Source organism: Psychrobacter sp. Pi2-52 (assembly GCF_904846705.1).
Classification (GTDB): Bacteria; Pseudomonadota; Gammaproteobacteria; order Pseudomonadales; family Moraxellaceae; genus Psychrobacter.
In genome coordinates this window covers 15,050-40,959 of the sequence record NZ_CAJHBS010000026.1, presented here as the reverse complement: position 1 = coordinate 40,959, position 25,910 = coordinate 15,050, and the positions used below count along the sequence as shown (strand labels likewise).

Sequence of the window (25,910 nt, the reverse complement as noted above, 5' to 3'; positions counted from 1 at the left end):
GTACTGTAGGCGCTGGTGTTGTTGCTAACGTATTGAACTAATCCTTAAGTCTCAGCAATGAGCTTATGAATTAGTCACAAAAAAGGTCATCCTATCTAGGGTGGCCTTTTTTTTTGGGAGAATGTGAATCATTATTATAATTAGAATAATAGCTTTAGCGAAACAATAACTCACGATATGTGAGATAGAGATAATTATTTGTTAGATAGCATATTGTAATCTACGGCATAGCTTGTTATATTATCGCTGCACTTAACGCTAGCAGTTATTTTAGACTGCAGTGGTGCAAAATCAGGTAAAATTAATAATTTTACCGTCAAGGGCTTGCATTCTATGCTAAATATTGTATAATGCTGTCCTTTACACCCATAGGCGATTGGCTCAATTGGTAGAGCATCGGTCTCCAAAACCGAGGGTTGTAGGTTCGAGTCCTACATCGCCTGCCATCTTCTTATCATATCTTTGTTGTACCCCACCATCTCCGAAGCGAGTTCTTTATGAGCAATGATCAAGATAACCTCGAGACTAAGTTATCTGATGCCAAGGCGGTTGCTGGTGGAATGCTGTCTAAAAATAAGCATGTTTCAGCTAGCGGTACTACTGCTGTTGAAGTGGCTAAGACTGGCTCAATAAAAGATTTGATTTTGTGGCTACTTGCCGCAGCTGTGTTAATCGGTGCGACTCTAGTAAATCAATACTTACCAGGCTATTGGCAACCTGCCAATGACGTCTGGGTACGTATTGGTATTATTGTCGCACTTGTTGTATTTGCATTAGTCTGTTTGGCGCTAACGCATCAAGGCCGTGCTTTTAAAATATTATTAAAAGACGCTGCCGTTGAGCTTCGCCGAGTGACGTGGCCAGGTAAAGACGAAACCTTTCAATATACATGGCAAGTGATTGTCGTAATTGCGATTGCCGGTTTCTTTATTTGGTTATTGGATAACTTTTTTAATTGGTTCGTTGGTATCTTTATCGGTTAATAGCACGTATTAGTGACTATTAGCGAGACATTTACTCATAACGACTTATTTATAATGATCAGGAGCGTGATATGCGTTGGTATATTGTCCAAGCGTTTTCAGGATATGAAAAACAAGTACAACGTTCATTAACTGATCGTATTAACCGTAGTGACTTCGCTGAGTCATTCGGTGATGTATTGGTTCCTACTGAAGAAGTCGTCGAAATGAAAGACGGCAAAAAACGTAAGAGTGAGCGTAAGTTCTTTCCTGGATATGTATTGATCCAGATGGAGATGAACGATAATACTTGGCACATCGTAAAAGATTGCCCACGTATTATGGGCTTCATCGGTGGTACGCCTGAGATGCCTGCACCGATTACGCAAGTAGAAGCTGATCGCATTTTAAACCGTTTGAACCAGACTGAAACTGACCCACGTCCTAAGACTCTATTTGAGCCGGGCGAAGAGTTGTTGGTTATCGACGGTCCCTTTACTGACTTTAAAGGGTTGGTAGAAAAAGTGGATTATGAGAAGTCTAAGCTACATCTGACAGTAAACGTATTTAATCGACCTACACAGGTTGAGCTTGAATTTAGTAAAGTTGAAAAACTGGACTAAATTAGCAAAAAATTCATCAACCGGGGAGCTGTTAGTCAATTAGGTATATACCACGTTGATTTGGCGCTATTACCCATTTAGGAGAGTATCATGGCTAAGAAGATTGATGGTTACATCAAACTGCAAGTGCCTGCAGGCAAAGCAAATCCTTCACCACCTATTGGTCCAGCTTTGGGTCAAAAAGGCGTGAACATCATGGCGTTCTGTAAAGAATTTAACGCTGCGACCTCAGGCCAAGAGCCTGGTCTACCGATCCCAACTGAGATCACAGTATACAGCGACAAATCTTTTACCTTCATCATGAAGTCACCACCAGCTGCATACTTACTACGTAAGGCTGCTGGTATTGCTAAAGGTTCAGGTACACCGAACACTGCTAAAGTTGGTAAAGTTGACCGTGCACAACTAGAAGACATCGTTAAGACTAAGAATGCAGATTTAACTGCTGCTGATCTTGACGCTGCTGTCCGTACCATCGCTGGTACTGCACGTTCAATGGGTATTACCGTGGAGGGTGTATAATGTCTAAGCTAACCAAACGTCAAAAAGAAATTCAAAGCCGTATTGATAACGAAAAACAGTACACTATTGAAGAAGCGGTTCAAATCCTAAACGATTTGCCAGCGCTAAAATTCAAAGAGTCTATCGATATCGCGGTAAACTTGGGCGTTGACCCACGTAAATCTGATCAAGTAGTTCGTGGTGCAACTAACCTACCTGCTGGTACTGGTAAAACCAAACGCGTTGCTGTATTCGCTCAAGGCGCTGCTGCTGAAGCCGCTAAAGAAGCTGGTGCAGACATCGTTGGTTTTGAAGACCTAGCAGAGCAAATCAAAGCCGGTAACATGGACTTTGATGTTGTTATCGCAGCTCCAGATGCAATGCGTGTTGTTGGTCAGTTAGGTACTATCCTAGGCCCACGTGGTCTAATGCCTAACCCTAAAGTTGGTACGGTAACGCCAAACGTTGCTGAAGCTGTGACTAATGCGAAAGCTGGTCAGGCTCAGTACCGTGTTGATAAAGCTGGTATCATCCATGCAACTATCGGCCAAGTTGGTTTCACTGCTGATCAAATCGAGCAAAACGCGCAAGCGATTCTTTCTGATCTAAAGCGTGCTAAGCCTGCTACTTCTAAAGGTACTTTCATTAAGAAAATTACCTTGTCTAGCACGATGGGTCCAGGTCTAACGATCGACGCTGTTCCTTATCGTACTGCTAAATAATTAAAGTTTTTATCTTCAAATATTTTGAATGATAAACACAAACAGTTTTTAAAGAATTAGGTCAGCGTAGTATTTGCTACGCTGTCTAAGACCGTAGGTAGAGAGTAGTTTAGAGTCATAGTTAGCGATCTTCGGATAGTTGTTTATGACAATAAGTCACTTTTGTTAATCGACGACAGATGAAAATCTTAGTTGTCCTACGCAGACGGTGGCCCACACAGTTTAAGACACGAGCGAATAGGGCGATAAGATTATTTATAATCTTCAAACTATTACTCAACGTCATTCTGATAACGGTGCCGTAATCAGTCGTTACCAGTAGATGCTTTTTTTATTAATTGAATCCGCTGGTAATGTGTCGTATCAAGTCAGTCTTAGCTTACAGTTTGAGCGCATAAAAACCTTGTTTTTGGCACTTTTATTATAAGTCGATTGATAAGATTAAAGGAGTCAACTTATGGCATTAACGCTAGAACAAAAACAACAAGTTGTGGCTGAAGTGTCTGAAGTTGCTGCTAATGCTTACTCAGCAGTAGCTGCCGAATATCACGGTATTGGTGTTGCACAGCTTACTAAGCTGCGCGAACAAGCTCGTGATAAAGGTGTCGTTTTAAAAGTGGTAAAAAATACACTAGCAAAACGCGCTTTTGAAGGCACTAAGTTTGAGAGCATGTCAGACCGTATGACTGGTCCACTACTTTTGGCTTTCTCTATGGAAGATTTGGGATCTGCTGCTCGAGTCGTTTTCGACTTCAGCAAAGATAACAAAGCTTTAGAGACCAAATTAGTATCAGTCGGTGGTGAAGTTTATGGTCCAGAAGAGCTAGAGCGCGTATCGAAGCTACCAACTCGCGACGAAGCAATCTCTATCTTGATGGCTACTATGAATGCACCAGTGACCAAGCTTGTCCAGACTATGAACGCTGTTCCTGGCAAGTTCGTTCGCACTGTAGCGGCAATCAAAGACGCAAAAGAAGCTGCTTAATTGCTTGTTTTAACGTAACTTTAACATCGCTAATTTTGGTTGCATTTTATTGTCACATTAGGCAAGCAATCAAGGCGATATTAGAATCAATTAATTTTTATCAGATAACGGAGAGTTCTCATGGCACTATCTAAAGATGACGTGTTAAATGCAATCGCTGAAATGTCAGTAATGGATATCGTTGAGTTAATCAGCGACATGGAAGAAAAATTCGGCGTAACAGCTGCTGTTGCTGCTGCACCTGCTGCTGCTGGTCCTGCTGCTGCTGCTGCTGAAGAAAAAGACGAATTTGACGTAGTTCTTGCTAGCTTTGGCGAGAAGAAAGTTGGCGTAATTAAAGCCGTACGTGAAGCTACTGGTCTTGGCCTAAAAGAAGCGAAAGATTTGGTTGAAAGCGCTCCAGCTCCAATCAAAGAAGGCGCATCTAAAGCTGAAGCTGAAGAGTTGAAAAAGAAACTTGAAGAAGCTGGTGCAACTGTTGAACTAAAATAAGTTTAACACTGTACGAAAAAAAGCTGGTAATGCCTTGCATTGCCAGCTTTTTTTTACTATAATTCGTAGCTTGACCTTTTGTGTCTGCCAACAGTCGTATGCAACATCACGGTGGATACCCATCAAAAGGACAGACGATATACATGCAAGCACACATGCCAGTTTTTGAAATCAGTTAATATGAGCTAAACGTCTGTAGATGTTTGGCATTTTTTTGTGTCTGCATGCTTTCCTATCAACACTATAGTTTATACTGATTCTAAAAGTTATAGTTACCCCGATTATTAATCCTGAAAAAAGCGGTATTCTTAAAAAAGCTGTTGATCATAAGTTGCCTACTTGGTGTGGCATGACTGTCGACATTCAGTCTTATAGACAGTTTGTATGTGTAGGGAACATGGTTCGGTAATAAGTAGTCTAGATGGCAAGTGGTATGGATGCAATCTTAATAGACATTATTTCCCAGCAATGTATTTGTAAAGTAAGCCTGATAGGCAATGCGTTATAGATTATATAATATTGAATTTTTTGGTTGCAACAGTCATATAGACTGATTCACTTACCATGAATATAGCAACCAACGACGAGATTAAGTGAAGTGTGCTAGGTAAGCACTGAAGAGTAAAGTAGTAATTGACAGAAAAGACATGAACTGAACACGAAGACCCGTTTTATATTATCGTTTACGTCGCCATGTTTGCATCGTATTTATGCATACTGGCCACGCTTTTAATTTGTTTCCACGTTTACTGTAAGGACTCTCGATGGCATATTCTTATACTGAAAAAAAGCGTATTCGCAAAAGTTTTGCTGAATTGCCCACTGTAATGGACATTCCCTATTTACTGTCTATTCAAGTAGATTCTTATGAGCAATTTTTGCAAGAGCACAAAAAGCCGAAAGCTCGTGAGAATACTGGTTTGCAAGCTGCGTATTCCTCTATTTTCCCAATTGAGAGTCACTCTGGTAACGCTGAGTTGCAATTTGTTGAGTACTATTTAGGCACGCCTGAATTTGATGAGCGTGAGTGTATCTTACGCGGTTCAACGTTTGCAGCGCCCATGCGTGTCAAAATCCGTTTGATCATCAAAGACAAAGACAGCAAAGACAAAGATAGCAAAGCCGCTATCAAAGATATTCGTGAGCAAAGCGTCTATATGGGCGAGATGCCTTTGATGACTGCTAACGGCACCTTTATTATCAATGGTACTGAGCGTGTTATCGTATCTCAGCTACATCGTTCACCTGGTGTATTCTTTGATCATGATAAAGGTAAGTCGCACTCAAGTGGTAAAGTGCTTTATAACGCCCGTATTATCCCTTACCGTGGTTCATGGTTGGACTTTGAATTTGATGCAAAAGACTTAGTATTTGCTCGTATTGACCGTCGCCGTAAGCTGCTTGCGTCAATCATTCTGCGCGCACTTGGCCTAACAACATCTGAAATTTTAGATTTGTTCTTTGATAAAGTCGCTGTTTATAAAGCCGAAGAGACGTTTGAGATTGATCTAGTTGCTGATCGCTTGCGTGGTGAGATGGCGCAGTTTGATATCGTATCACCTGAAGGTGACGTTATTGTAGAGCAGGGCAAACGTATCAATGCACGCCGCATCCGTCAGCTTGAAGAAGCAGGTATGACGAAAATTGCTGTGCCTGATGAGTATTTATATGAGCGTATTTTAGCCGAAGATATCGTTGTTAACGACGAGATCATCGCTAAAGCAAACACGCCAATCGACCATGAGTTATTGGTAAAATTGAACTCATTTGAAGCCAGTGGTGCCATCAAAGAGTTTAGCATCCTATTCACGAACGATATCGATCAGGGTAGCTATATTGCTGATACGCTACGTGCAGATAGCACATCAAGCCGTGAAGAAGCGTTGATCGAAATCTATAAAGTAATGCGTCCAGGTGAGCCACCAACGGTTGAAACTGCTGAGAAACTGTTTGAAAGCATGTTCTTTAACGCAGATCGTTATGACTTATCAAATGTCGGTCGTATGAAATTCAACCGTCGTCTTGGTTTAGAATTTGATAACACTGATGATCCTGATATCCAGCGTGAACGCAGTGTATTGACCAACGATGATATCGTTAACGTTCTAAAAGAACTTATCGAGATTCGTAACGGTCGCGGTGAAGTCGATGATATCGATCACTTAGGTAACCGCCGTATTCGTTCAGTGGGCGAGATGGCAGAAAACCAATTCCGTGTTGGCCTAGTACGTGTTGAGCGTGCGGTTAAAGAGCGTTTGAGCTCAGCGGAATCTGATAACTTGTCACCACAAGATTTGATTAACTCTAAGCCAGTAGCAGCTGCGGTGAAAGAATTCTTTGGTTCAAGCCAGTTGTCACAGTTTATGGATCAGAACAACCCGTTGTCTGAAGTTACCCATAAGCGCCGTGTATCAGCGTTAGGACCTGGTGGTCTAACTCGTGAACGTGCAGGCTTTGAAGTACGTGACGTACATGATACGCATTATGGCCGTGTATGTCCTATTGAGACTCCTGAAGGTCCAAACATTGGTCTGATCAACTCACTAGCGACTTTTGCTAAAACCAACAGCTTTGGCTTCTTAGAAACGCCTTATCGCCGTGTGGTTGATGGTAAAGTTACTGACGTTATTGAATATCTATCAGCAATCGAAGAAGTAGGTACTGTCATTGCACAGGCTGATTCTCCGATGACTGAAGATGGCGCGTTATCTGACGAGATGGTCAGTGTACGTAGCTATGGTGAATTTGTTCGTATGCCGCCAGAAAAGGTGACACATATGGATGTATCACCAAGTCAGGTAGTATCGGTTGCAGCAGGTCTGATTCCGTTCCTAGAGCATGATGATGCTAACCGTGCCTTGATGGGCTCGAACATGCAGCGTCAGGCTGTTCCTACGCTACGTGCTGATAAGCCGTTAGTAGGTACTGGTATGGAGCGTCACGTTGCTCGTGACTCTGGTGTCTGTGTTATCGCTAAGCGTGGCGGTGTGATTGAAGATGTTGATGCATCGCGTATCGTTGTTCGTGTAAACGAAGACGAGATGACTGCTGGTGAAGCGGGTATCGATATCTATAACTTGATCAAATACACGCGCTCTAACCAGAACACTTGTATCAACCAACGTATCATCGTTAACCAAGGTGACGAGATTGCTTTGGGTGATATCTTGGCTGATGGTCCTTCAACGGATCTTGGTGAGCTAGCACTAGGCCAGAACATCCGCATTGCATTTATGCCGTGGAATGGTTACAACTTCGAAGATTCAATCTTGCTATCTGAAAAAGTAGTTAAAGAAGATCGTTTCACTACTATTCATATTCAAGAATTGACTTGTGTGGCTCGTGATACCAAGCTAGGTACAGAAGAGATCACTGCTGATATTCCAAACGTTGGTGAAGCAGCACTATCAAGTCTTGATGAAGCAGGTATCGTCTATATCGGTGCTGAAGTTGATGCTGGCGATATCCTAGTTGGTAAAGTGACGCCAAAAGGTGAAACGCAACTAACGCCAGAAGAGAAACTGCTACGGGCTATCTTTGGCGAAAAAGCGGCTGATGTGAAAGACACTTCACTACGCGTACCGACTTCTAGTAAAGGTACGGTTATTGATGTACAGGTCTTCACCCGTGATGGCGTTGAAAAAGACGCACGTGCAAGAGCGATTGAAAAATCGCAGCTTGATAGCTATCGCAAAGATTTAAAAGAAGAGCTACGTATCTTTGAAGAAGCGGCTCGCGGCCGTATTGGTAATCTATTAGATGGCCAAAAAGTCAGCGGCGGTGCTGGTCTAAAAGCTGGTACGGTTATGGCATTGGCTGATATGAAAGATATGAGCCTTGAGACTTTGCTTGATATCCAACCAGTAGAAGAAGAAATCTCTGAGCGTCTAACGCAAATCGCTGATTACTTGGTTGACAAGCAAAAAGACATCGATGTGAAGTTTGCTGAGAAAAAACGCAAATTGACTGCTGGCGATGACTTGCAACATGGCGTACAAAAAATCGTTAAAGTATATCTAGCGGTTAAGCGTCGTATTCAGCCTGGTGATAAGATGGCTGGTCGTCATGGTAACAAAGGTGTTGTATCGCGCATCATGCCAGTTGAAGACATGCCTTATGATGAAAATGGTAATACCGTTGACATCGTATTGAATCCACTTGGTGTACCATCTCGTATGAACATCGGTCAGGTTCTAGAGACGCATTTGGGTATGGCAGCGAAAGGATTGGGCGAGAAGATTGACGGTATGCTCAAATCGCAAGCAGCGATCAAAGAGCTACGTGACTTCTTGGACAAAATCTATAACCAAGTAGGTGGTGAGCAAGTTGATCTTGATAGCTTGAGTGATGATGACATCATGGCGCTAGCAGACAACTTACGTGGCGGTGTACCGATGGGCACAGCAGTATTTGACGGCGCGAGAGAAAGCCAAGTTAAAGACTTGCTCGAGCTTGCTGGTATGGATCGCGATGGTCAGCAGACGTTATATGATGGTCGTACAGGTCAGAAGTTTGACCGCAAGGTAACGGTTGGTTATATGTACATGCTCAAGCTTAACCATTTGGTTGATGACAAAATGCATGCGCGTTCAACGGGTTCTTACTCGCTAGTCACTCAGCAGCCACTCGGCGGTAAAGCACAGTTCGGTGGTCAGCGCTTCGGTGAGATGGAAGTATGGGCACTAGAAGCATACGGCGCGACTTACACGTTGCAAGAAATGCTAACGGTGAAGTCGGATGACGTTGAAGGCCGTACTCGTATGTACAAAAACATCGTTGATGGTGAGCAGTATATGGATCCAGGCATGCCTGAGTCGTTCAACGTACTGACCAAAGAAATCAAATCACTGGGTATTAATATTGAGTTAAAACAAAGCAACTAGCCCGTTGTTTAACTTAGTTGTCCACTAAAGGCAGTCTGCTTTATTGCTGCTGCTTTTAGTGATTTGTCTCAACCCTATTCATTGCCTTCATTCATCTTATCTGCGTCAATGGTACGCTGTCAGATGATTATAAAGATAACGGAGAAGCAACTTGAAAGATTTACTCGATATCATGCAAAGCCCTACCGGCAACGGTAACCAAGAGTTTGATAGCATTCAAATTACTTTAGCCTCACCTGACGTTATTAAGTCATGGTCGCACGGCGAAGTGAAAAAGCCTGAAACCATCAACTATCGCACGTTCAAGCCTGAGCGTGATGGTCTTTTTTGTGCCAAAATCTTTGGTCCAGTAAAAGACTTCGAATGTTTATGTGGTAAATATAAGCGCCGTAAGTTCCAAGGCGTTATCTGTGAAAAATGTGGTGTTGAAGTTACCACTGCTAAAGTTCGTCGTGATCGCATGGGTCATATCGACCTAGCCAGTCCAGTTGCGCATATTTGGTTCCTAAAATCATTACCAAGCCGCATCGGTCTATTGCTAGACATGACGCTACGTGATATCGAGCGCGTTCTATATTTTGAAAGCTATATCGTTACTGAGCCTGGTCTAACTAGTTTAGAAAAGTACCAGTTGCTTGATGATGAAGATTATTACAAAGCGCTTGAAGAGTTCGGTGATGAATTCACAGCCAAAATGGGTGCTGAAGCCGTTCAAGACCTATTAAAAGACATCGATATCGATCTTGAAATCGATGAGCTACGTGAAGCGATTCCACAAACAGGTTCTGAGACTAAGCTTAAGAAAATGTCTAAGCGTCTCAAATTATTAGAAGCATTCCGTGATTCTAATAACAAGCCTGAGTGGATGGTAATGAACATCTTGCCAGTACTACCACCAGATTTGCGTCCTCTAGTACCGCTAGAAGGCGGCCGTTTTGCGACGTCAGATCTAAACGATCTATATCGCCGTGTGATCAACCGTAACAACCGTCTTAAGCGTCTGCTTGAGCTAAGCGCACCTGACATCATCGTACGTAACGAAAAGCGTATGTTGCAAGAGTCAGTAGATGCGTTGCTTGATAACGGTCGTCGCGGTCGTGCCATCACTGGTAGTAACAAGCGTCCATTGAAATCTTTGGCAGATATGATCAAAGGTAAGCAAGGTCGTTTCCGTCAGAACTTACTTGGTAAGCGTGTCGATTACTCTGGTCGTTCGGTTATCGTTGTAGGTCCAACACTACGTCTACATCAGTGTGGTCTACCTAAGAAAATGGCACTAGAATTATTCAAGCCATTTACTTATAACAAACTATTGTCTCATGGTTTAGCGACGACAATTAAAGCTGCCAAAAAGATGGTAGAGCGTGAAGAGCCACAAGTGTGGGATATGCTGGCCATGGTTATCCGTGAGCATCCAGTACTTCTTAACCGTGCGCCAACACTTCACCGTTTGGGTCTACAGGCATTTGAGCCAGTACTAATCGAAGGTAAAGCAATCCAGTTGCATCCGCTTGTTTGTACTGCATTCAACGCCGATTTCGATGGTGACCAAATGGCCGTTCACGTGCCATTGACGCTAGAAGCGCAGCTTGAATCACGTGCCTTGATGATGTCTACCAACAACATCTTGTCACCTGCGAACGGTGATCCGATCATCGTACCATCTCAGGATGTTGTACTAGGTCTATATTACATCAGTCGCTCGTCTATCAATGCCAAAGGCGAGAGCATGATTTTTGCTACCGTTAATGAAGCATTGCGTGCAATTGGTTCAAACGATCTACATGTAAACGCCAAGATCAAAGTGCGTGTTACTGAGACGCAAATTGACGAAGAAGGTAACGAGACCAAAGAAATCAGTATCAAAGATACGGTTGCTGGTCGTCTACTTATCTGGAACATCATGCCTAAAGGTATGACGTTTGATGAGTGTAACCAAGAGATGACGAAGAAAAATATCTCTCGTTTGATTAACTCTTGCTACCGTAAAGTTGGCGTCAAAGAAAGTGTTATGTTTGCTGACCAATTGATGTATCTTGGTTTTGCTCAAGCAACACTGTCTGGTGTGTCTATCGGTATCGACGACATGGTCATTCCACCACTTAAAAAGCAAATCATCGAAGTGGCAGAAGGCGAAGTTCGCGAAATCGAAGATCAGTTCGAGCAAGGCTTTGTAACTGCTGGTGAGCGCTATAACAAAGTAGTTGATATCTGGTCACGTACCAATGACAAAGTCGCTAAGGCGATGATGGACAACTTGGCAACAGATAAAGTTATCAACGCACAAGGTGAAGAAGACGAGCAGAAATCATTCAACTCGATCTTTATCATGTCAGATTCTGGTGCTCGTGGTAGTGCGGCACAGATTCGTCAGTTGGCTGGTATGCGTGGTTTGATGGCGAAACCAGATGGCTCAATCATTGAGACGCCGATTAAAGCCAATTTCCGTGAAGGTTTGACCGTACTACAGTACTTCATCTCAACTCACGGTGCACGTAAAGGTCTAGCGGATACGGCACTGAAAACAGCTAACTCGGGTTACCTAACTCGTCGTCTGGTTGATGTGGCACAAGATTTGGTTATCACTAGCGATGATTGTGGTACTGAAGAAGGCCTACTCATGAAACCACATATCCAAGGTGGTGAAATCATTGAGAAGCTAGGTGAGCTAGTACTGGGTCGTGTCACTGCTCGTGACGTTACTTATAATGACGATGCTGATAAAGTATTGATTCCAGCTGGTACATTGATCGATGAGTACTGGGTTAACGTCCTTGATAACAACGCAATCGATGATATCTGGGTACGTTCAGTAATTACTTGTGATATCGAACATGGTGTATGTTCACAGTGTTATGGTCGTGACCTTGCTCGTGGTCATAAAGTGAACATTGGCGAGTCAGTTGGTGTTATGGCTGCACAGTCTATCGGTGAGCCAGGTACTCAGTTAACTATGCGTACATTCCACGTGGGCGGGGCAGCAAGTTCAGCCTCTGTGGACAACAGCATCTCTGTACGTAACGCTGGTCAAGCGCATTTTGAAAACATGAAAACGGTTCAACATACTGATGGTCACTTAGTCATCGTATCGCGTTCAGCTGAAATCGCGTTAACTGATGAGCTTGGCCGTGAGCGTGAGCGCTATAAAGTACCGTATGGTTCAAGCGTACTTGTGAAAGACGAAGAGCAGGTTGAAGGCGGTCAAACTATCGCTAAGTGGGATCCGCATACGCATCCAATCATCACAGAATTTGCTGGTACAGCACGCTTCAGTGACATCACTGATGGTATGACTGCCACAGTAAAAGTTGATGATGCGACTGGTATGAGCTCATTTGAGATTCTTGCTACTCGTGACCGTTCAAGCTCAGCAAAAGACTTACGTCCTGCAATTATCTTGAACACGGACGAAGGTAAAGAAGTGGTTTACTTCTTACCAGCTGAAACCATCATTCGCGTTAGCGATGGTGAAAAAGTAGCAGCTGGTTCGATCCTAGGCCGTGTACCACAAGCATCTTCTGGTACTAAAGATATCACCGGTGGTCTACCACGTGTTGCTGACTTGTTCGAAGCACGTCGTCCAAAAGATCACGCCATCATGGCAGAAATGACTGGTGTGGTTAGCTTTGGTAAAGAGACTAAAGGTAAGAACCGCTTCATTATTACTAATGAAGATGGTGAAGTGCATGAAGAGCTAATCCCTAAATGGCGTCAAATCAACGTCTTCGAAAACGAGACGGTAGCACGTGGTGAAGTGATCGCTGATGGTCCACAGAACCCACATGATATCTTACGTTTGAAAGGTCAGACTGCACTTGCTGATTATATCGTCAACGAAGTACAGGACGTTTATCGCTTGCAGGGTGTAAAAATCAACGACAAGCACATCGAAGTTATCATTCGTCAGATGTTGCGTAAAGTTGAAATCACTGACGGCGGCGATTCAAGTCACTTCAAAGGTGATCAGGTCGAGTATGCAGATATCAAAGCATTGAATGCGAAGCTAGAAGCGGAAGATAAATTCCCAGTACAGTTTGAGCGTCAATTACTAGGTATCACCAAAGCAAGTCTAGCAACTGAAAGCTTTATTTCAGCGGCTTCTTTCCAGGAAACAACCCGTGTACTAACTGCGGCTGCTGTGACTGGTAAAGTGGATGAGCTACGTGGTCTGAAAGAAAACGTGGTTGTGGGTCGCTTGATTCCTGCAGGTACGGGTCTTGCTTATCATAAAGCACGTAAAGAGAAAGCAGATCAGAAGCTACAAGATAAAGATTTGAATGCAGCGTTTGATATGACTGCAAGCACTGATAGCAAAGACTTTGCAAGCTTTGATGAAGCATTTGCTCAAGAGTTAAATCAAGATAATTAATCGCATTAAGTATTTTGATTCATTCTTAATTTGATAAAAAAGCCAGCCTAAGTTGCTGGCTTTTTTGTGCGTATAAAAAACTGAGAAAGGCATGGTGCTATTATCTAAAAAAATAGTACACTGGAAATAGGCTCTAATTCACTACTTATAGAAGGATAATTAGCAAATGGCAGGTAAAACTCGCGTCGCCAAATATCAAGCAGATCGAACCAATCAAAAGTTATATTTCTGTCGTTTATCTTGCCAATCTGCAGGAAGTACCAATGATAAGCAGTTATACCAAGCACACTGTGAGACTGCTATTTTTCACTTGCATGGTGCTTTATTGGCATTTATTCAGGAGCTCGGTCATTTCTATAGCCTAAATATGACGGCGCCAACTTTGCTCGATATTGAGCAAGCACTGAGCGAGCGTACCCAAGTATCTCCTGAGATTCAGCGTTTGCAGCAATTACAGCAGCAAGGTTTTATCGCCAATATAGAACGTGCTTATCAGCGTTGTCTGTATGCAGTACCGCCAGATACTATCGTCGATGAAGCGCCAAGCAGTCATTCAGCGTCGCCAGACTTGATTGTCAATGTTGTCACTTTATCTAACCAATGGCTACCTGATGAAACAACGATACGGGAATGGCGTAATCAGCTTTTGGAGCTGATTGAACAACTGCGTGCAGGTATGGTTGAATTCTAATAGGAAGTAAACTAGCAAATTTATTCTTTGACCGCTATTTATTGAACCATTTTAAAGTATGATTAAGTAGGGTAGGCCATAGTCTACAGCGCATAAAAAAGGCTTATTCAGTCATTGCTGAATAAGCCTTTTTCTTATTAACTAAAAATAGTCTTGTTTGTTACTCTGGCATCGGTGGCATACTTTCAACGGGTGTCACCGTTAATGGATTTTCCGGTACGCTGTCATCACTACGATTGCTACTTGGTTTCGTTGATGGTGGAGTGCTCGTCTCCTCAGTAGGCTCTGGAACCGAAGGCTTACGCTGCTGGGTTTGAGTCTTGACTGGTTTTGCTGATTTATTGGAGGAGTCGTTAACTAGGACGCCATCATCAGTCATCTCTATGATACTTTGCTGTTGCTTTCTGGATTTTGAGCGATTATTGATAGATACCCATTGGCTTGGCGTGTCTTTCAGCTGAGCTTTCATAAAGTCCATCCATACTGGCAGCGCTGCTACACCACCATATTCACGGCGGCCCATAGTAGATGGTTGATCGAATCCCATCCATACTACTGTCGCATTGGTAGGATGGAACCCTGCAAACCATGCGTCTTTGGCCTGATTGGTGGTACCAGTTTTGCCACCGATATCATTGCGACCTAATGCCTTTGCTCTTACCGCTGTACCGCGTTGGACTACATCGCGTAGTATATCGGCCATCTCAAAAGCGACTCTAGGTTGCAGTATGCGCGGTGCTTGTTTGGCCCTTACATATTGTACGGCAGGCGCTTTCAGGCGGTCTGACTGTGGACCTGCGTTATATACCGTTAAATCAAGCTCTTTATCTGTTGTTTCGCTATCATCATTGCTTTCTGATGATGAATTATCGGCGGTTATTTCATTAGTAGTCTCATCAAGCGCTTCAATTGACTTCTCATACTCTTCAACTAAGCTGCTATTAACCTTCTCAAGTTTTTCGTTAAAGCATAGTGCACACGCTTGACGTGGATTTGCCTGAAACAACAGCTCGTTTTTATAATTGTAAATTTGTTCAATAAAGTAAGGTTGGACACGATGACCACCATTGGCGAAGGTTGAGTAAGCCGTGGCCATTTGTAATGGTGTGGCTTGTCCTGCTCCAAGTGCTAATGACAAGGTTGTTGGTAGCTTTTCTTTATCAAGACCGAATTCATCTAATAGGTTGCGCGTACTTGAGATACCGATCGCTTGTAACAAGCGAATAGATACGAGGTTACGCGACAAATATAAACCACGACGTAAAGTGATATCACCTAAGAAACGTTCATCAGAGTTTTTCGGTTTCCAGTCACCTACTTGAATAGCTCGGTCAGAAACGATGGTATCTGGACGATAACCTTTTTCTAAAGCAGCGGTATAAACAAGTGGCTTAATGGTTGAGCCAGGTTGACGCCAGCCCTGTAGAGCGCGGTTGAACTTACTGTGGTTAAAATCAAAGCCACCAACCAATGCATTGACAGCACCAGTCTCTGGATTTAACGAGACCAAACTGCCTTGAATTTTAGGTATTTGACCTAGTTGCCAGTTGCCATTCGTAGTAGGTATCACACGAACGATATCGTTTTTCTTAACAACTTGACTGGCATTGCTAGGGTAATAACCAATACGGTCAGCAGAAATATATTTGCGTGCCCATTTCATACCAGACCAATTAACGGTCACTTCTTCACCAGATTGTAGGACTGCATTAAAACTACGAGAATTGACTTTGGTCACTTTGGCAGGAGACATATTGCTGTAGCGTTGGAAGTTCTCGAGAGGCTCATCATTTGCTTCAGCCCCGCGCCAACCATGGCGATGCTCGTAGGCAATCAATCCTGTTACTACTGCTGCTTCTGCATCTGTTTGTGCTTTACTATCTACTGTGAGACGTACGCGCCAGCCACCGTGCATGACTTGATCGCCATAACGTTCGACCAAAGAAGCGCGCGTCATTTCTGCCAAATAAGGCATATTTACATCGAGCTTTTCTTTATATAGGTTGATACCTATAGGGGAGTTGACCGCTTCATCGTACTGAGCTTTAGTAATATAGCCAAGCTCATGCATGCGTCCAACGATCCAGTTGCGGCGAGTCAGTGCACGGCTAGGATTGGCAACAGGATTATATTTAGAAGGGGCTTTCGGTAGGCCGGCTAACATGGCCATTTCAGCAATGGTTAAATTGTCTAATGACTTACTATAGTATTTTTTGGCCGCAGCACGAATGCCGTAGGCACCTTCGCCTAGATAGATTTTATTGACATATAGCGTCAAAATATCATTTTTACTCAGCTCGTCTTCGATTTTCCGCGCCAAAAACAACTCTGTGAGTTTGCGGTTTAAAGTACGTTCTGGACTTAAGAAATAGTTTTTAGCGACCTGCATCGTAATGGTAGAGCCACCAGTTTGACCATCGTCATCAGTGACTGCTTCGGTGACAGCGCGACCAAGACCTTTAATACTAATTCCGCTATGCTGAAAGAAAGAAGCATCTTCGGCCGCTAAAAAAGCATGAGTTAAATCTTCAGGAATCTCATCAAAACTAACTGGTAATGATAAACGATTGCCGTATTGGCCGATTAATTTATCATCACTACTATAAATCTGTAATGGCATTTCTAATTTGGCTGTTTTAATTTCTTGCGTACTAGGTAGGGTCGGCGATAGATACATGGCCATCCCATAAAAACCAATAGGTACAGCAAGTGCTAGAACAACTGCCAATGCTAGGCAAGCGATAAAGAGTCCCACCAAAAAGCGAATGAGACGAGCGGTAGCATTTGTTTTGGCCATAATAAGACTTATTAGTTAGAATTTGTAGCAGACAATATTATTATACATTGAACAAAATAGGCAGGTCATAATAAATGTGTAAGTTGGCCTTAATATATTTTTAAATGCTTGAATCTATCAATTAAGTAAAGTATTGTATTGAATTATTACAAATAACTACCAGATTGTACACTTAATATAAGGTATAGAGCTAGTGAGGCTATTTACTTCCAAAAGTCGACATTTGATTGGCGTGGATATTTGTGCCACTTCAGTAAAGTTGGTTGACATACAGCGTCAGCAAGGCATGTTCCACCTAAAATCTTATGGTATTGAAAGACTACCGGAAGGTATCGTGGTTGATAAGATTCTAGTAGATACAGAAGCTGCCGGCAATATTATAACGAGCTTGGCACGACGCTGCCAAGTCGCGGGTAGCAATGCTGCGACCGCTGTTTCTGGCTCTGCAGTGATTACTAAAATCATTGATATGGATATGACACTCAGCGATGTAGAGCGTGAGGCGCAAATACGTTTAGATGCCGACCAGTATGTGCCTTATCCATTAGAAGACGTTAATCTAGACTTTGAAGTATTAGGACCGTCTTTGGTTAGTGACGATATGGTTCAGGTGTTGCTTGCTGCTTCTCGTTCAGAGAACGTCGACCAACGTGTCGATGCTTTAGCCTTTGGTGGCCTACAAACGAAAGTCATGGATATCGAATCTCATGCAATCGAGCGTGCGTTTGGATTGATGGTAGATAGTTTGCCAAATGTACCAGAACTAGTAGCGTTGGTAGATATCGGCCACAATCAGACCACGTTATATATTGCTAAGAATGGCGAGTTTATTTATAGTCGTGAGCAGTTATTTGGCGGTGCTCAGCTGACCGAGGCAATACAAAATCGCTATGGCCTATCAGCAGAAGAAGCGACACTAAGTAAACGCGAACGTACCTTGCCTGATGACTACTATCCTGAAGTACTAACCCCTTTTATAGAAAATACCATTCAACAGATCACTCGCTCTTTACAGTTTTATTTTTCATCAAGTCAATATAGCAGTATCGATCATGTGGTGCTTGCAGGGGGCAGCAGTTCTATTGCAGGTCTCGCTGGTATGGCACAACAAAAGCTTGGTGTAACTGTCAGTGTTGCCAACCCTTTTACCAATATGACTATTGCACCAAATATCGATAATGAGCAACTGGCGGTTGATGCGCCAAGCTTAATGGCTGCATGCGGTCTTGCGTTAAGGAGCTTTGACTAATGGCTCGTATTAACCTTTTACCTTGGCGACAAGAAGAACGTGAACGTCGTAACAAAGAATTTATGACATTGATAGTGGCGGTGACGTTACTGACCCTATTAGCAGCCTTTGCTTCATGGAGTTATTTCAATAATGAACTTGATGAGCAGCTTGATGCCAACGCATTGATCGAACAAGAAAACACTCGCTTAGACACCGCATTGACCGAGATTGACAGTTTAGAGCAGCGCCGTGAAGACATTATTTCACGCATGCAAGTTATTCAAGATCTGCAGGGGCGACGTCCTGTACCTGTACGTTTATGGGATGATCTCGCTAAAGCTATTCCACCAGCACTGTATCTAAATAACCTTAAACGTGAAGGCGATACGCTAACTTTGACAGGCTTAGCGGACAATCCAAACATTGTATCCAGCCTGATTCGTAACCTTGATAACAGTAAATGGATGGGTAACTCAGCAGTGAGTAACATTCAGCAGAATATTAGCGCTTATGAGGCTGCTCCAGTCCTCAATAATACGGTTAATACTGGTGAGCAGGCGCGACCTGTTTATCCTGAAGACAGTTACGTACAGTTTGTAGTAACGACTAGAGTACAGTCGGAAACTCCGACTACTGATACCGATACTGGTCTTGGAGGTGCGTTATGAAGCTTATCCGCAAAAAGAGCCTCTCTAAAACCAAAAAATCTGCTTTAAAGCCAAAAAAGCAATTCGATTTAAATGAGTTTCGCCGTAGTTTTGAGTCGCTAGATTCAGAAAACTATGGCAGCTGGCCATTGCCTGTCAAGGTGACAGTGATTGGTCTTATCATTACCTTCATCGCGGCATTGTCATGGGCATTACCCATCAGTAGTAAAATTGACGAGATTAATGCGGCTGAAAGCCAACAGCAGACCTTGCTCGATAGCTACCGTGAAAAAGAATCTCGCGCACGTCATTTAAAAGCGTATCAAGCGCAAGTGGTGCAAATGGAAACTGAGTTTAATACTTTATTAGATCAGTTGCCGAAAGATACGCGTGTGTCAGAATTGGTAGAAGGCATAAACATGACAGGCGTTGGTAGTAATATCCGTTTTCAGGATATTTCAGTAGAACCTGAAATTGAAAATGAATTCTTTATTGAGCAGCCAATACGTATCGCAGCTTTGGGTGAATACCATCAGTTTGGTAGCTTTATCAGTGGTCTTGCCGCACTGCCTCGAATTATTACGATGCATGATTTTGAAGTCAGCAATCCGCAGCCTACATTGGATGTTTTGCCAGAGCTTAATCTAGTCTTGCAAACTAAGACTTATCGCTCTAAAGAAGCGGCTCCTGAAGGTGATACCGCCGCCGCTACTGATACAAATGCAGGAGGCAACTAATGAGTATCCAAAAAATGCCCATGCTATTGGTTTTAAGTGTCGCTGTTTTATCTATGACAGGGTGTAGTGACCGCATAGGTATGGCAGAGCAGGCAATGACCGATATCCGCAACCAGCCTGCGCAGCCTATTGAGCCGCCGCCTAAAGCCGAGCTGGTAGAGGATTTTGTATATAGCGCTAGTTCGCAACGTAGTCCATTTTTACCACCGAGTTTAGTCAATGTGCAAGGCCCGACCACTCCTATAGATGGTGTACGACCAGATATCAACAGAATCAAAGAACCGCTTGAGCAGTATGAACTGTCGCAACTAGTCTTCCGAGGTGTGGTGATTTCGCCCGAAGGTCAGCGATATGCATTGATACAACGTCCAGATGGTTCGGTTGCCAGTGTTAAAGTAGGCGATTATCTTGGATTGAATGACGGCCGTATTGTTGAAATCACGCCGACCCAGGTTAACTTGATTGAAATTGTGCCAGATAGCCGCGCAGGGTTTGTGGAAAAACCCCAGTCGCTGGTATCCCCTATAAGCTAAGTCGGCAGATTTTTTGAGGAATAAATAATGACAGTACGCAATAACAAGGTAATGATGATGAGCAACCGCATGTCTTCTGCTTTTGCCATTTCAGCACTGGCAGTCAGTATGGTGGCTGTAACTAATAGTGCTCATGCTGCACAGCGCATCGATAATGTCTCTGTAGTGCAGACCGCACCTGCAGTGACGCAAATGCGTTTGGGATTTACAGGATTGCCAGTATTGCCTGCAGCCTATCAGCTTAATGATCCTAGTCGCTTAGTCCTAGATTTCGAACAAGTACAGAATGGGCTTGCTAGCCGCTTTAACGAATATAACATTGGTGCGATTAATGACGTTACTACGCTAAGTAGTGACAGTACCACGCGCCTCATCGTTGGTTTAAAAGAGTCAGGCAATTATACGACAGCGATTGAAGGCAATGATTTATTGCTGACCATCACTGACCCAAATCGTCCCTTCATTACTAGCGACCCGATTCAAGATGTACTTAATAACAATAATAGTATGACAACGACCGCTGTCGTTACGCCTATTGTTGAGAGCTCTACCGTACCAGTGGCACCTGTACGTACTACGAGCAAGGTTGTCGTGAAGAACGAAGTACCAGCTGATACGATGGTGGTCAGAGTCAATCCGCTTTTGAATCCTCAATTGGCCGCTTTACAAGTAAGTAAGCAGTATAGCTATGATGGACTAAGTGCAGTCAATTTTTCAGCAGGTAACGATGGTGGCGGTAACGTCAGTATGGTACTGGCAAACGAAGCTATCCCAGTAGATGTGCAGCGCCAAGGTAACAAGCTTGTCGTACGTTTGACTGGTAGTACGGTTCCGAGAAACTTGTTACGCCGATTGAATATTAATAGTGGTCTTGTTGGTAGTATTGATACCAAAAACCAAGGACAGAATGGCGTCGTCACCATTAACATGAATGACGATTATGAGTATCAGGCCTACCAATCAGGTAACCAGTTGAATATTGGTATTAAAAAGCCTGAGCTGTTACGTGAACCGACGTTGGAAGAAAGGGTCTATAGTGGGGAACCGCTATCTATGGAATTCCAAGATGTTGAGGTTCGTAGTGTCTTAGATATTTTGGCGCAGTTTACTGAGATGAATATCGTGGCAAGTGATTCTGTTGCTGGTAACATCACTTTGCGTTTGATTAATGTTCCTTGGGATCAAGCCCTCGACATCATACTTAAGAGTAAAAATCTAGGCAAGCGTGAGAATGGTAATGTGATTTTGGTTGCGCCTTCTACTGAGCTCGCTGAGCAAGAAGCACGTGAACTAGAAGCACAGCAAGCTGTTCAATCTTACGCACCTCTGCGTACTGAGTATATTCGTTTAAGCTATGCAAAAGCACAAGATGTCTTGACGCTTATTTCGCAAGGTAGCGGCGCGACTGGTAATAGTAGTGGCCTCGCAAATCGTGAGGATAATAATACGTTGTTATCCAATCGTGGTACGGTAACAGTTGATGAACGTACCAATACTTTGATTATTAAAGACGTTGCTGACAGTATCGAAAATATCCATAAACTAATCAGCAAAATTGATATTCCTGTTCGCCAAGTTATGATCGAAGCACGTATCGTTAGTGCAACTGATAGCTTCAGTAAAGAGATTGGTGTTCGTTGGGGTATCTTGTCAAACGGTGCGGCCAACAACCGCAGTTTATTGGTTGGCGGTAGCGATCAAACCTTATGGGATTTAAAAGATTTTGATGTAGAGACGACGACGGTCAATGGTCAAACTGTTTCTTATCCTTCTTATGACATTACTCGTCCTGATAACCTAAACGTTGATTTAGGCGTTTCTAACCCAGCAGGTAGTATCGCCTTTGGTTTGCTCAGTATGTCTGATGTGATGCTAGATCTTGAGCTGTCAGCACTGCAAGCGGACAACCGTGGTGAAGTTATTTCTACACCAAAGATTTTGACGGCGGATAAGCAGACAGCGAAAGTCTCTTCTGGTACTCAAATTCCGTATCAGGAAGCATCAGCCAGTGGAGCTACGACAACCAGTTTTAAAGAGGCTGCATTAAGTCTGGAAGCGACACCAAATATCACGCCTGATGGTAAAATTGGTTTGCAATTGGTCATTACTAACGGCACACCGACTATCATTAATAATCAGGTTGCTATCTCTGAAGACTCTATATCGACCAATGTAATCATTGAAGATGGTCAGACAGTCGTACTGGGCGGTGTTTTTAAAAATCGCACTAGTAATGGCGTAGATAAAGTACCTTTCTTAGGAGACTTGCCTTATATCGGTCGTGCATTCCGTCGTGATGTACGTAGTAATAGTAAGGAAGAGCTACTGATTTTCGTAACTCCGAAGCTTATTAATGACGGTACTAGCCGTATTAACTGATTTAGTTTTTTTAATCTTTCATTGAAAAAGTAAGCCATAGTGCTTGCTTTTTTTATGCGCGAGATTAGTGGTTTTAGCGTTGCAATATCTATGTATGTACTGATAAATAGTGTGCTCTAAATTTTACTCACAATAATCACGGCTCATTACTAGCCAGAATAACAATGACGTTGTATCATACCTAATTTAGCTGAGTAAGTATTATGGGGCAGGAATTACCGTCGGTGTTTTTAGTGGGTCCGATGGGAGCAGGGAAGACGACAATCGGAAAACTGCTTGCCAAGCAGTTAGGTCGCACGTTTGTAGACAGCGATTGGTATATTGAATCGCAGACGGGTGCCGACATTGCTTGGATATTTGCCAAAGAAGGCGAGGCAGGTTTCCGTGAGCGTGAAACGCGTGCCATTGATGAATTGACTCAAAACTCTCAAGTCGTATTAGCCACCGGTGGCGGTGCAGTCATGTGTGCTGAAAACAGAGAGTTTCTAAAACAGCGTGGCATCGTGGTTTATCTTAATGCACCTGTCGAGGTGCAGCTGGCACGTACCTCTAAAGACAAGTCTCGACCATTATTGCAGCAGCCTAATCCTAGAAAAATACTGCAAGATTTGTATAGTGCTCGCGATCCACTCTATCGCCAAGTCGCCCATATTATTATGCCTACTGGTCACACGTATCCACGCCACATGGTCAATCAATTGATGCAGCAGCTAGAATCATTCGTCGACTGCACTACCGACGCATCAGCGCACCAAGAAGACTAGTAATAGACTGGCAACTACGATTGATATGCAGACTCAATTACTTTTACCTCATTAGAAATGCTTTAGGAGTATCACATGGTAATGACGTTTCATGATGGCCTAATAGTTCATACGCAAAGTCATGATTATCCTATTGTCATTACTGAACAATCTGCGACTGAGCATAGCAGTATGGCGAAGCAGATCAAGCCTTATATCAGTGGCCGTCAGGTTTTGATTGTTACTAATGACACTGTGGCACCTTTATACTTAAAAGCGTTAGAAGATGAGCTAGCAGAGCAGTTTACGGTAAAGGTGTGCGTACTGCCAGATGGCGAACAATACAAAAATCAGGCAAGTATTGATCAGATTTACGATGCGCTAATGACAGAACACTTCAATCGCGATGTGACACTTATTGCTCTTGGTGGTGGTGTAATCGGTGATATGACTGGTTTTGCTGCTGCTAGCTTTATGCGCGGTGTCAATTTTATCCAAATTCCAACGACGCTATTGTCACAAGTAGATTCTAGTGTTGGTGGTAAAACGGGTATCAATCATCCGCAAGGTAAAAATATGATTGGTGCTTTTTGGCAGCCGCAAATGGTGCTTGCCGATATGAGTACGCTTAAGACACTGCCTGCGCGTGAGCTATCGGCTGGAGTGGCTGAGATTATTAAATATGCCCTTATCATGGATGAGGCATTTTTAACGTGGCTTGAGGCAAACCTGCCTGCAATGATGGCGCTTGACTTGGCTGTACTTGGTGAAGCTGTAAAGCGCTGCTGTCAGTACAAAGCTGATGTAGTGGCACAAGACGAAAGAGAGTCAGGTGTGCGCGCGCTATTGAACTTTGGTCATACTTTTGGTCATGTGATTGAAACACATGAAGGCTATGGTAATTGGTTACATGGCGAAGCAGTAGCGGCTGGCATGGTACAAGCAGCTGAGCTATCGCAAAAAATTGGCTGGCTAACTGATGTTGAAGTCGTACGTATTAAGCGTGTTTTAGAATTGGCAAACTTACCTATTACTCCACCAGCTATCGGTGTAGATACTGCTTTAGATTTAATGGGTCACGATAAAAAGGTGAAACACGGACAAATTCGCCTAATTTTGTTAAAATCAATAGGCGATGCGGTAATGACTAATGAGTTTGACGGCCAACTATTGCATGAAGTTTTGTCAAAACATAGCGCGTAACGTCTCAAGAATTTATCGTTTATATATTTATACTAAAATCTCGTACTTATAGCCAACTGGTTAGCTGTACCTTTGTTTAAATAAGCATTTATATCATGCTGTAAAACATGTGTTTACCAAGGACCGCCTCATGGCAACATCAAAAACAAAAACGCGTACTGCTAGCCAATCATACAGTCGTCAAGCACTGATTTGGCTAATAGTGACCCTGCTTTTAGGGGTGGTCACAGCGTTAGTATGGATGTTTAGTCAAACGCCAGCCATGGGTGCCAAAATTGAGAATGCACCGATATCAGCGCCAGAGATTTTGAATGAAGAGTTTGAGCAACCACTAAAGGTCGAATCGCTACATGAGCTAGATACGGATGTACAACCGATTAACTTTGATGCAACGATTCGAGATTTGCGCGATTATCCCGATGAGTTTAAAGACAAGCGTTATCTGCTGGCTAACAAAGGCAAGTGGACTGTTCAAGTAATGAATGTCGCTGAAAATGATGTGATTGTTAGTTACTTAGAAGGCCGTCGAGATCGTGATAAATTCGCTTATTTCCGTTATCTTGATGATGAAAAACAAGTCCGTTATATGCTGACTTATGGGATTATGAGTAGCCCGCAAGAAGCGGTAGGAGCCGCAAAGCTAATAGACTTTAAGTTACCTACAAATGTACGTGTACTGCCAGAAGAGATTAATCGGTATGTCAGTATCATTGATAATTATGAGCGTCCTGATCCAGTAAAAGATCTAAGTACAAAACGTACACGTGCCGTCGATTTAAAACCTACTAAGCGCGAAGTGCCTGCTCGTTTGCAAGAAGAAGCTGATGACGCCGCTGCTGCTCAAGCAGCTAGTGCTAACAGTAATCGAGGTAACCAAGAAAGCGCTAATAGTAGCAGTACTCAAGAAAGTATTCGTCAGTCGGTAGATACCTCTGCTACGCTGTCTGTTAGCGAAGAGCGCACGGTTGGTGGTGAGACGCAGACAATATCTGAAGCATCGCCAAAAGAAGAAAACAACGCAAGTAAGCCTGCGCCAGAAAACAAAAAGCCTGCGGCACCGGCGGAGAGCAGTACCAGTAAGAAGCCCCCAGTCGTGCCAACGCCTAAGCCCCCTAGTAGCACAAATAATAATTCAAATGCTAATGGCAAAAGTGCTAACGCAAATCCTCCCAAAAATAATAGCGACAGTATAAAAGCGCTAATAGAAGATAAGAGTAATTAGTTTTTGCTTGATTAATTTAACCCACTAGCGATTTGGTTAGTGGGTTTTTTTAGCACTATACAAAATAGTTTTATCGTCACAATAAGCGGCAAGCTACTACTGCTAAGTATTATCAAAGCCTTTTACTAACTGTCATTTATATGGTTTGCATTAAAATTTTAATAGCAGTTTTATTTGTCTCATAACCAAT

Annotated in this window: 18 protein-coding genes and 1 tRNA gene; 18 read left to right on the top strand and 1 reads right to left on the bottom strand. The window is 43.1% G+C overall.

What is annotated here, in order from left to right; genetic code table 11:
* Nucleotides 1–370: 370 nt before the first annotated feature.
* From JMY00_RS12170 to JMY00_RS12125, 10 genes are all read left to right on the top strand, one after another.
* Nucleotides 371–446 (top strand) — tRNA-Trp (locus JMY00_RS12170).
* A gap of 51 nt (nucleotides 447–497) precedes the next feature.
* Nucleotides 498–983, top strand: a complete 486-nt coding sequence (gene secE / locus JMY00_RS12165) for a preprotein translocase subunit SecE (protein WP_057761731.1) — start codon at nucleotides 498–500, stop codon at nucleotides 981–983.
* A gap of 71 nt (nucleotides 984–1,054) precedes the next feature.
* The gene (nusG, locus tag JMY00_RS12160; RefSeq protein WP_057761729.1) at nucleotides 1,055–1,585 is read left to right on the top strand and encodes a transcription termination/antitermination protein NusG; all 531 of its coding nucleotides are present in this window, start codon (nucleotides 1,055–1,057) and stop codon (nucleotides 1,583–1,585) included.
* 90 nt (nucleotides 1,586–1,675) lie between these two features.
* Nucleotides 1,676–2,107: a 50S ribosomal protein L11 gene (gene rplK / locus JMY00_RS12155; protein WP_057761727.1), complete on the top strand. Its 432-nt coding sequence runs from the start codon at nucleotides 1,676–1,678 to the stop codon at nucleotides 2,105–2,107.
* Nucleotides 2,107–2,808 (top strand): 50S ribosomal protein L1, encoded by a 702-nt coding sequence (gene rplA, locus JMY00_RS12150; RefSeq protein WP_057761725.1) that lies wholly within the window; start codon nucleotides 2,107–2,109, stop codon nucleotides 2,806–2,808. The genes rplK and rplA overlap by 1 nt, the downstream gene beginning before the upstream one ends.
* 457 nt (nucleotides 2,809–3,265) lie before the next feature.
* Nucleotides 3,266–3,793: a 50S ribosomal protein L10 gene (rplJ, locus tag JMY00_RS12145; protein WP_057761724.1), complete on the top strand. Its 528-nt coding sequence runs from the start codon at nucleotides 3,266–3,268 to the stop codon at nucleotides 3,791–3,793.
* 120 nt (nucleotides 3,794–3,913) lie between these two features.
* Entirely contained in the window at nucleotides 3,914–4,285 is a 372-nt protein-coding gene (gene rplL, locus JMY00_RS12140; RefSeq protein ID WP_057761722.1) for a 50S ribosomal protein L7/L12, read from the top strand.
* Between the two features lie 764 nt (nucleotides 4,286–5,049).
* Nucleotides 5,050–9,168, top strand: coding sequence for a DNA-directed RNA polymerase subunit beta (gene rpoB / locus JMY00_RS12135; RefSeq protein WP_201580326.1), 4,119 nt, complete (start codon nucleotides 5,050–5,052; stop codon nucleotides 9,166–9,168).
* Nucleotides 9,169–9,319: 151 nt separating this feature from the next.
* Nucleotides 9,320–13,537: a DNA-directed RNA polymerase subunit beta' gene (rpoC, locus tag JMY00_RS12130; protein WP_102090387.1), complete on the top strand. Its 4,218-nt coding sequence runs from the start codon at nucleotides 9,320–9,322 to the stop codon at nucleotides 13,535–13,537.
* A 166-nt stretch (nucleotides 13,538–13,703) separates the two neighbouring features.
* The gene (locus tag JMY00_RS12125) at nucleotides 13,704–14,228 is read left to right on the top strand and encodes a DUF6586 family protein (RefSeq protein WP_101204294.1); all 525 of its coding nucleotides are present in this window, start codon (nucleotides 13,704–13,706) and stop codon (nucleotides 14,226–14,228) included.
* 160 nt (nucleotides 14,229–14,388) lie between these two features.
* On the opposite strand, the gene JMY00_RS12120 is transcribed toward JMY00_RS12125, so the two are convergent.
* Complete coding sequence (locus tag JMY00_RS12120; RefSeq protein WP_201580325.1) at nucleotides 14,389–17,025, bottom strand: PBP1A family penicillin-binding protein; 2,637 nt, start codon at nucleotides 17,023–17,025, stop codon at nucleotides 14,389–14,391.
* Nucleotides 17,026–17,218: 193 nt separating this feature from the next.
* Here JMY00_RS12120 and pilM point away from each other — a divergent pair, with 193 nt between their 5' ends.
* The 8 genes from pilM (at nucleotide 17,219) to JMY00_RS12080 (ending at nucleotide 25,720) form a co-directional block, all read left to right on the top strand.
* Nucleotides 17,219–18,274: a type IV pilus assembly protein PilM gene (pilM, locus tag JMY00_RS12115; protein WP_201580324.1), complete on the top strand. Its 1,056-nt coding sequence runs from the start codon at nucleotides 17,219–17,221 to the stop codon at nucleotides 18,272–18,274.
* Nucleotides 18,274–18,924: a PilN domain-containing protein gene (locus JMY00_RS12110; RefSeq protein ID WP_201580323.1), complete on the top strand. Its 651-nt coding sequence runs from the start codon at nucleotides 18,274–18,276 to the stop codon at nucleotides 18,922–18,924. The genes pilM and JMY00_RS12110 overlap by 1 nt, the downstream gene beginning before the upstream one ends.
* Nucleotides 18,921–19,640, top strand: coding sequence for a type 4a pilus biogenesis protein PilO (gene pilO / locus JMY00_RS12105; protein WP_102093192.1), 720 nt, complete (start codon nucleotides 18,921–18,923; stop codon nucleotides 19,638–19,640). The genes JMY00_RS12110 and pilO overlap by 4 nt, the downstream gene beginning before the upstream one ends.
* On the top strand, nucleotides 19,640–20,173 hold the full coding sequence (locus tag JMY00_RS12100) for a pilus assembly protein PilP (RefSeq protein ID WP_102090382.1): 534 nt from the start codon (nucleotides 19,640–19,642) through the stop codon (nucleotides 20,171–20,173). The genes pilO and JMY00_RS12100 overlap by 1 nt, the downstream gene beginning before the upstream one ends.
* Nucleotides 20,174–20,200: 27 nt before the next feature.
* On the top strand, nucleotides 20,201–22,552 hold the full coding sequence (gene pilQ, locus JMY00_RS12095) for a type IV pilus secretin PilQ (RefSeq protein ID WP_201580322.1): 2,352 nt from the start codon (nucleotides 20,201–20,203) through the stop codon (nucleotides 22,550–22,552).
* 203 nt (nucleotides 22,553–22,755) lie between these two features.
* On the top strand, nucleotides 22,756–23,316 hold the full coding sequence (aroK, locus tag JMY00_RS12090) for a shikimate kinase AroK (protein WP_201580321.1): 561 nt from the start codon (nucleotides 22,756–22,758) through the stop codon (nucleotides 23,314–23,316).
* Nucleotides 23,317–23,397: 81 nt separating this feature from the next.
* Nucleotides 23,398–24,498: a 3-dehydroquinate synthase gene (aroB, locus tag JMY00_RS12085; RefSeq protein WP_201580327.1), complete on the top strand. Its 1,101-nt coding sequence runs from the start codon at nucleotides 23,398–23,400 to the stop codon at nucleotides 24,496–24,498.
* Nucleotides 24,499–24,628: 130 nt separating this feature from the next.
* The gene (locus JMY00_RS12080; protein ID WP_201580320.1) at nucleotides 24,629–25,720 is read left to right on the top strand and encodes a hypothetical protein; all 1,092 of its coding nucleotides are present in this window, start codon (nucleotides 24,629–24,631) and stop codon (nucleotides 25,718–25,720) included.
* Nucleotides 25,721–25,910 lie beyond the last annotated feature (190 nt).